The sequence below is a fragment of the Schlesneria sp. genome, from assembly GCF_036405755.1.
In the GTDB taxonomy this organism is placed as follows: domain Bacteria; phylum Planctomycetota; class Planctomycetia; order Planctomycetales; family Planctomycetaceae; genus Schlesneria; species Schlesneria sphaerica.
This window is the reverse complement of record NZ_DASWWZ010000479.1, coordinates 1-6,835: the sequence shown is the minus strand read 5'-3', so window position 1 is coordinate 6,835 and position 6,835 is coordinate 1. Positions and strand designations below refer to the sequence as shown.

Sequence of the window (6,835 nt, the reverse complement as noted above, 5' to 3'; positions counted from 1 at the left end):
GGGCGGCTGATGCCCACACCACATGGGTGAAGCCAGAAACGATCAATGCTGTCTTGGAAATATCGAGCCGAGGCAGCTCGGTTCGGTCACCAGCTCCGTCGCGCTTCGTGCACGTCGTCTTCCTGCTCCGCTACGCACCGTTGAACGCTCAAACTTTGAAGGGGTGGCCCCCTGGTCTGCCGGTCTCGGGGAAAAAATTGACCTTGAGCAAGTTGAACGAGTTGAGCAACATCCCTGTTTGATAGACTCCAGTGAGGTTTTGAAGTTGCTCAAATTGAACAAGTTGAGCAACTTCAATCACACTTCACATCCAGAATCGGGCTCGTGATCGGAATGAGCCCTGAGAACCGTCGATCAAGTGCCCGCCAGGATCCCCGCACTCAGTCGTGTGACGCCTGAGACCACAGCAACCAATTGAACGACGATCCGTTTCCTGTGGTCTCATCAGCCGATCGCGAATCCGGCCCAAATGATCCGTTCGAACGCACTCGGAGCCATTACTGGCCTCACAAGGGATTCATTTCTCGATCAGTCTCAGCCTTCTTCCGCGAATCTTAACTTCATTTTATTTTACTTGTGCGATAAGGTGTTGTCAAGATTTGTTGTCGCAGTGGTGGGGCGTTTCAGTGAGATCGAGGAGACACGGGGGCGGGGAGACGCAGCATATCCTGTTGCTCTCGATCGGGTATCTGAATTCACAATGCGGTTCCGTGTCCGATATCTTATGCCTGAAAGGCATCCACAAACCAGCCCAAGGCAGAGCGCCGGGGCGAAGCCGCAAAGCGCCGCCCTGGGTCGGTGATATTATTTGTTGCCAGCCCTGTTAAGGGCGACACATTCTTTGGCTACGTGTCTGCGTAACCGGAGCGGGGTGTTTCTTCCCGAACGTCTTGTTTCGTGGGTTTCGGTGGCGTGTCTTTTGAATAGCTTTTGTTGTGCCCTTAACAGGGCGGAGAAGACTTCACTCATCACCTACCCAAGGCGGCGCTTTGCGGCTTCGCCGCGTCGCACTGCCCTGGCTGATCTCTGATGGCCTTTCAGGCCGGGGAGATGGGGTTACTCATGGACTTGTTCGGTTATCGATGGTCCTCGAATGGAGGCATTTCGGGATCGAAAGATCGAATCATCCGAGCGTGACCCAACTTGCTTTGAGCGCCTCACATCGATTCGAGTCAGACGCCTGAACACAAAGTGGTTCCGTGTTTGATTCTTATGCCTGAAAGGCATCGACAAGCCAGCCCAGGGCAGAGCGCCGGGGCGAGAGCCGCAAGCGCCGCCCTGGGTCGGTGATATTCTTTGTTGCCAGCCCTGTTAAGGGCGACACGTTCTCTGGCTACTTTGGCTACGTGTCTGCGTAACCGGAGCAGGGTGTTTCACCCCGAACGTCCTGTTTCGTGGGATTCGGTGGCGTGTCTTTTGAATAGCTTTTGTTATGCCCTTAACAGGGCGGAGAAGACTTCACTAATCGCTTACCCAGGGGGGCGCTTTGCGGCTTCCTCCTCTGCTTTGCCGGGTCTAACCTCGATTTTTGCATGAGTCTCCTGAAAAACCTTTTCAACGCGCCTCATGTAGATCCAGTCGTACCCGGCGAGGCGATTTCTTCGGTGGCTGACACCATTCGAGTTCGTATTGATCCTGCAAGTCTCGAGAATGAAGGCCATGTCGTCTGGGCTGACAAGAGTCGCATCGATTCCCTCAGGGTGAAGTGTAGCGGCGAGCAGGCATAGGTCGACTCGACGTCTTCGCCACACAACAAAATCATTGCCGCAGAGCCGATCAGACCAGATCAGCCCCCACGCCGTTCCGTCCGGGCTTGTTTCCACTCCGTTGGAGAGGGCGGCCATGAAGAGAGAGGAATTCTCAGGCAATTCCTTGATGTAAGGGAGTGTCACTTGCTGACCGTCTTCCAGCACCAGATGCGTCCTGGTGACGGAGTGGAGTTTCTGGGGATGGTCGAGGTATTCAATGCTCCAGAGTGGAATGGGAACTCCCGTGAGCATGGTATTGAACACCATGAAGAGGAGGGCACGGATGCCGAAGCTGCGGATCAATTTCCACGTTTTCATGACTGCCTCTTCATTGCTCAGAAAAGAATCTGACGAAAGACGTTGAACCTGTAGCCGGGGCCATCCGGTTCGACGATGTAGTACGTTCTGCGGATCTGCCTGACGGTGCGGTTGCGAAATTCGAGTTCCAGTCGCGCAAGCGTGTTCTCTGTTTCCTTCGGATAGAAATGGAAAATCAGGGTATCTCCCCGGACGTTCACGTTGGCGCGGGCGAAGAGCTGAATGTCCAATGCGCGACGTTCGCCCCCTTGCCACGTCATATAAAGCCGCGCTTCGTCGGAACCACTGTTGATGTACCGGACGTCGGGGATCGGTTTCTGAAGATGCGAGATGTAGGCAAGGCGACCATCGGCCAGCAGCGCGCCGAGTTCGATCCCGAAGAAGTCGAGCTGCTTAGCGTATTCATCGAGGGATGCACGCTCACCAAACTTGACGAACCAGCGTTGCTCTCGCGGAAGGCCTCCTGTACCGGGACCCATTCCGAGTGCTTTGCGGCCGGTCCCCGTGGCGCTACCGACCTTGCCGGTGTTTTGAATCCCCGTATCGAACTGCTGCTGGACCTGTTGAGTCGCGGTTTCGGACATTTCGACGACCGCTTCGATCGCTTCCGCAATTTCCACCTGTTCAGCGACAGCGTCTGCGGGGACCGCGTCGCGGACTTCCGGATCGGGAGAATCGACGCGAAGTGTCTCATCAGGAGACCCGTCTTCGAATCCCCCCGGCAGTTCGACCAGTTCGACAGGAACCGCTTCCGGGGGCTTGGGTAGGCGTGTTGTCAGCCATACGGTGACGACGGCCCCGCACGTCATCAGCAAGCCGATGAATAAGGCAATGGCCCACGAGCTGACCCAGTCGTACAGGGTCACACGCATCACGGGTGGGGGTGTCATTGACGATCTGGCTGGCATTGTCTCACCGATTCAATTGCTTCGACTTGAGGTGGCTTACACGGCCGCAGTCCTGACGGTGCTGAGTCTGATCGCAGAGCACTTCGGAGGGAAGGGGGAAATCCCGTGAAGGACCCTGCGAGCGTGGCACCACGTGTGATCGTGTCATCGATTGTTCTTCTTCAAATATTTGCGGTCGTCTCGTTCGTCGTACGGTCGATTTTTCTCGTACCACTCCCTCCATCGCCGGGATGTTTCAACCTTCCAGGCGTCAAGAGCGGCCTTACGTTCCTGTTCTGAGGAATCCTCTTTCAGCCCCATCTGATCGTCGTCTAAGGGATCGACCGCTGTGCCACACCCATCGAATCTGCGGGTGAGAACGCACAGCGCGAGACTGGCTTCGCGGACCACGGTCGGTTCCGGGTCTGTCAGGGCCGCGATGAGTTGTTTGGCGGCCGAGAAGTTTCCCGATCGTCCGAGTGCCCACAGGACCGTTCTTCGGACTTCGACACGAGGGTCAGAGGTCAGCTTCAGCAGTCGCTCGGTCTGGCCGATTAACTCTTCCGGGTTGGAAAGCTGCACGGTTTCGACAATCGCCGCTTGCACATCTTCCACTTTGGCGTCCGAAGATTTTTCCAGTTCGATGAGTAGCTGGTCGACCGGCCCGGCGATCTTTCGGGCGGAAACGACACCCGCATTCATGGTGACTGCGTCGAGTTGATCGGGCAGGCCCCGTCCCCCCGCCTGCAACCCGCCACCAACCGTCACGGTTTTCTTGCGCGGAGCCACGATGGTCGTGGTCGCCTTGGAAAGAAACATCAACCCCATCGCCGTTGCCGCCTGGGCTCCACAGTGGTCGGTCCAGCTACCGTCGGCGGCCTGACGCTTGAGTAGTTCGTCGGCACCCTCGTCGTACCAGTCGTGGCTGCCGAACTTGGCAACGTCCATCAGTGCGGCGACGCGTTCGATGGAATAGAGGTGGTAAGCAAACCATCGTTCGTGATTGCTGTTCTTTTCTCCAAAGTGAGCCCCCATCCAGCGAATGCTTTCTTTCAGGCTGTTATCGATGGAGGCGGGCTTCATGGTGGGAGCACGCTTGACCACTCCTTTGGGCGTTGGTGGGGAGCCATCGACGAATCGCTCGAGCACGCCGAACCGTTTCGTCGCGTCCGGGGGACGGACTTCCGGGTCGAGTTCGAAATCGTCAAAGAGCATTCGGCGGATGATCAGCAGGCTGCTCGTTCCGGCCGTGGTCATGGTATCGGTCGTCCGATGATGCTCGGGGTCGTGGTAAAGCTTGCGATCGAACGGGTGATAGACGAATCCTCCGTCATCCCGCTGTCGGTCAATGTGCCAGCGAGCGGCCTTTTCCCAGACTTCCGTGGGAACGTCGATTCCCATGCGCGACGCGGCCCACAGAGCCATGATGGCATATTGAGTGATGCTGGTGTCACCGCAATCCGCTTCGATCTGTCGGTCATAGAACCAGGCCCCGTTGGGCTGCTGCGACTGCAGCAGATAGTCCACAATCATTTGAATCTGGATCCGGTAGCCCTCAGGGTCAATGGCCTCCAGCAGCATCAGGTCAACGCTCGCTTCATAGTTATGGTTAGACGTCGGGCGGTAGCGGCTGTCGACGGGGGCCTTCCGTAGAATCTCGTCGATGATCGGCTGGAGCTTCGGGGATTTCTTATCGCCGCCGGATTTGATGTACGCCATCGCGGCGATCGAACCACTTCCGCCGGAGAAGCGGCCCTGCAGCAGATAGGCCTGCGCTTTGGAGATCGCTTGCTGGATTTTCTGTTTGTCGGCGGCCGCAGACGTCCCCAGCGACCATAACAGGAGGACCACCGCACAGAGGCTGATTCGATAAAACTTCTGGCCCGATTTCAGCGACATGTGGCACAGTTTCCGTGGAAGACGACGAGGCGACCTGATCCACAAAGTATACCGCTTCGTCGGGGGGAGGGAATCAGTTGGCGGGAAAGGGACGGAATAACCCCGGGTGGCAGACCATTTCGCTGGGCGGCGATTGAGGGCGATCGAGTGGGGTGTGATTCCACGATCCCTTCAAGCCGGGCCTGCCGGTGTGGCCAACAATGTTTTAAAGATACGTGTGAGAAATCGCATTCTGGGATTCATTACCGCGGCAGATCGAGCAGGTCGTTGACCCGCGCATGCTGAACCGGTAGCGTCGGAGAAGCGGCCTGCGGACGAATTTCTGTGGTGTTCGCTTCAATCTCCGAATTCTGACGAATTGAAACGCTATGCACCGCTTGATCATCCTGAGTTTCGTGAGTCTCTCGTGTGGACTGGTTGCCGCTGAGACGACATCGCCGGAAGAAATCAAAGGAAGTGTCACCCGGGTGATCGATGGAGACACGTTTTTCATTCGGGATGGTAAGACGCTGACCAGTGTGCGACTGGCAGGAATCGACGCTCCGGAACGTGGCCAACCTTTCGCGACGCAAGCGCACAATGCGTTGAAGGAAATTCTGGCTCGCAAAGATCTCGTCATCAGGAAGGTGGGAAGCGATCCCCGCGACAAGAAAATCCTGGTGACGGTAGAAACCGACGGAACGAGCGTCAATGCGGAAATGGTGCAGGAAGGCTGGGCCTGGTGTGTGGAGGAGGGGACTCCTGACACGAAACTGAAAGAGCTGCAAAAGGACGCTCAAGACGCCCATCGAGGCTTATGGGCTGATGAATCCCCCGTTGAACCATGGACCTACCGGGCCCAGAAAAAAGAGGGACTCGCTGCTGCCGTGCCCGCTCAGAATAAGGCCCCGAAAGCAAAATCCAAACCAAAAAAGAAGCCCGTCGAGCCACAGCCTGAGAATGAATCTGAGGGGTTTGAAAGCGATATCAGCGAATAAACTCGCCGAGAAGTGGCGTTGACCTCACCCGGTGCCAGGGCTGCTGATCCTTCGCGTGAGCCCTGAAGCAGACGGGGCGCACGGGGCCTGTCAGCGGGACACACTCATCTGACGATAGCGCGGATGGACCGAACTCTGCCCGAAAGGGCTCGGTCAGGGGGCTCCACGTTGTGCGAGAATGAAGTCGTAGAGCGTTCTGGCGGAAGGCTCCCATTCACCCTCGCGAGCACGCCCGATGATTTTTTGTAGTTTGGCGGCGGCCACCTCGGGCAACTCGCCATTTTCTCGATACGACTGCAGACGTGATTCGCAGTCTTCCAACCGCTGCAGATCGCGCGTCGTCAGTGCGGTGAAGAGCGCATCGACCGTCGTGATGACCTGCTCCTCTTCGCCAATTTGAGGTTGGGCCCGCAGGTACTGGATCAAGATTCCGGATACGGCGAGTCCGAAAATGGCCAAGGCTATTGTGGTTGGCCGGTTGCGATCGATACGTTCAATGATCTCCATGGTTCACCTCTCCCCCGTTACGAGTCGAGATGGCGACCCAGACATTGCCGTCGGTGAAGGCGGTGTAGAACCGGACCGAACCGTCGCCGAACAAGACATTGCAGCCGGGCCCGTGTTCCCCCCACATTTCGTCGGTATGGCCAAAGGGATTATTGGGAGCGTGGATCACCACCTGGGGGTGGTCATGCACATCCGGTCCGCTATGACATCCGACCAGGTCCGCTGCCGCGTTGTTGTCTGAGGGCCACGGTCGGATATCGGTGCGGGGAGAGACGACGGCGTTCGGGACGATCCCGACCCATGTGTTGTTACTCAGGTACGAACTTCGTTCACCGACGAAGACGGTATTGGACAGTCCGTCGGTGACGTCCGCGATACGGGTATGCGAGTTCGGGTAAAAGGGGCCATCAATCTTGCCGTCGGGGGCCCCGGGGACAGGTTCGGGAAGGTCGTAGTTGTAGCAGTACGCCGTCGAGCGGCCCCAGGGTTGATTGATGCC

General features: G+C 57.3%; 7 protein-coding genes. 2 read left to right on the top strand and 5 right to left on the bottom strand.

Annotation, left to right across the window (positions count from 1 at the left end; genetic code table 11):
* The coding region (locus VGE80_RS16285; RefSeq protein ID WP_440593405.1) for a hypothetical protein at positions 1-242 on the top strand (242 nt) is incomplete at its 5' end.
* Between the two features lie 1,227 nt (positions 243-1,469).
* Here the strand turns inward: VGE80_RS16285 and VGE80_RS16280 are convergent.
* The 3 genes from VGE80_RS16280 to VGE80_RS16270 all read right to left on the bottom strand — a co-directional run bounded on the left by VGE80_RS16280 (position 1,470) and on the right by VGE80_RS16270 (position 4,852).
* Positions 1,470-2,066, bottom strand: a complete 597-nt coding sequence (locus VGE80_RS16280) for a hypothetical protein (RefSeq protein ID WP_440593404.1) — start codon at positions 2,064-2,066, stop codon at positions 1,470-1,472.
* A gap of 17 nt (positions 2,067-2,083) precedes the next feature.
* Positions 2,084-2,956 (bottom strand): hypothetical protein, encoded by an 873-nt coding sequence (locus tag VGE80_RS16275; RefSeq protein ID WP_440593403.1) that lies wholly within the window; start codon positions 2,954-2,956, stop codon positions 2,084-2,086.
* A 162-nt stretch (positions 2,957-3,118) separates the two neighbouring features.
* Entirely contained in the window at positions 3,119-4,852 is a 1,734-nt protein-coding gene (locus VGE80_RS16270) for a HEAT repeat domain-containing protein (protein ID WP_440593402.1), read from the bottom strand.
* Between the two features lie 368 nt (positions 4,853-5,220).
* Here VGE80_RS16270 and VGE80_RS16265 point away from each other — a divergent pair, with 368 nt between their 5' ends.
* Positions 5,221-5,829 (top strand): thermonuclease family protein, encoded by a 609-nt coding sequence (locus tag VGE80_RS16265; RefSeq protein ID WP_440593401.1) that lies wholly within the window; start codon positions 5,221-5,223, stop codon positions 5,827-5,829.
* Between the two features lie 153 nt (positions 5,830-5,982).
* Here VGE80_RS16265 and VGE80_RS16260 read toward each other — a convergent pair whose 3' ends face one another.
* A complete protein-coding gene (locus VGE80_RS16260) occupies positions 5,983-6,336 on the bottom strand; it encodes a hypothetical protein (protein WP_373649114.1) in 354 nt (117 codons plus the stop codon).
* Positions 6,323-6,835: DUF1559 family PulG-like putative transporter (locus tag VGE80_RS16255; protein ID WP_440593400.1), on the bottom strand; the 513-nt coding region annotated here is incomplete at its 5' end. The genes VGE80_RS16255 and VGE80_RS16260, both read right to left, overlap by 14 nt.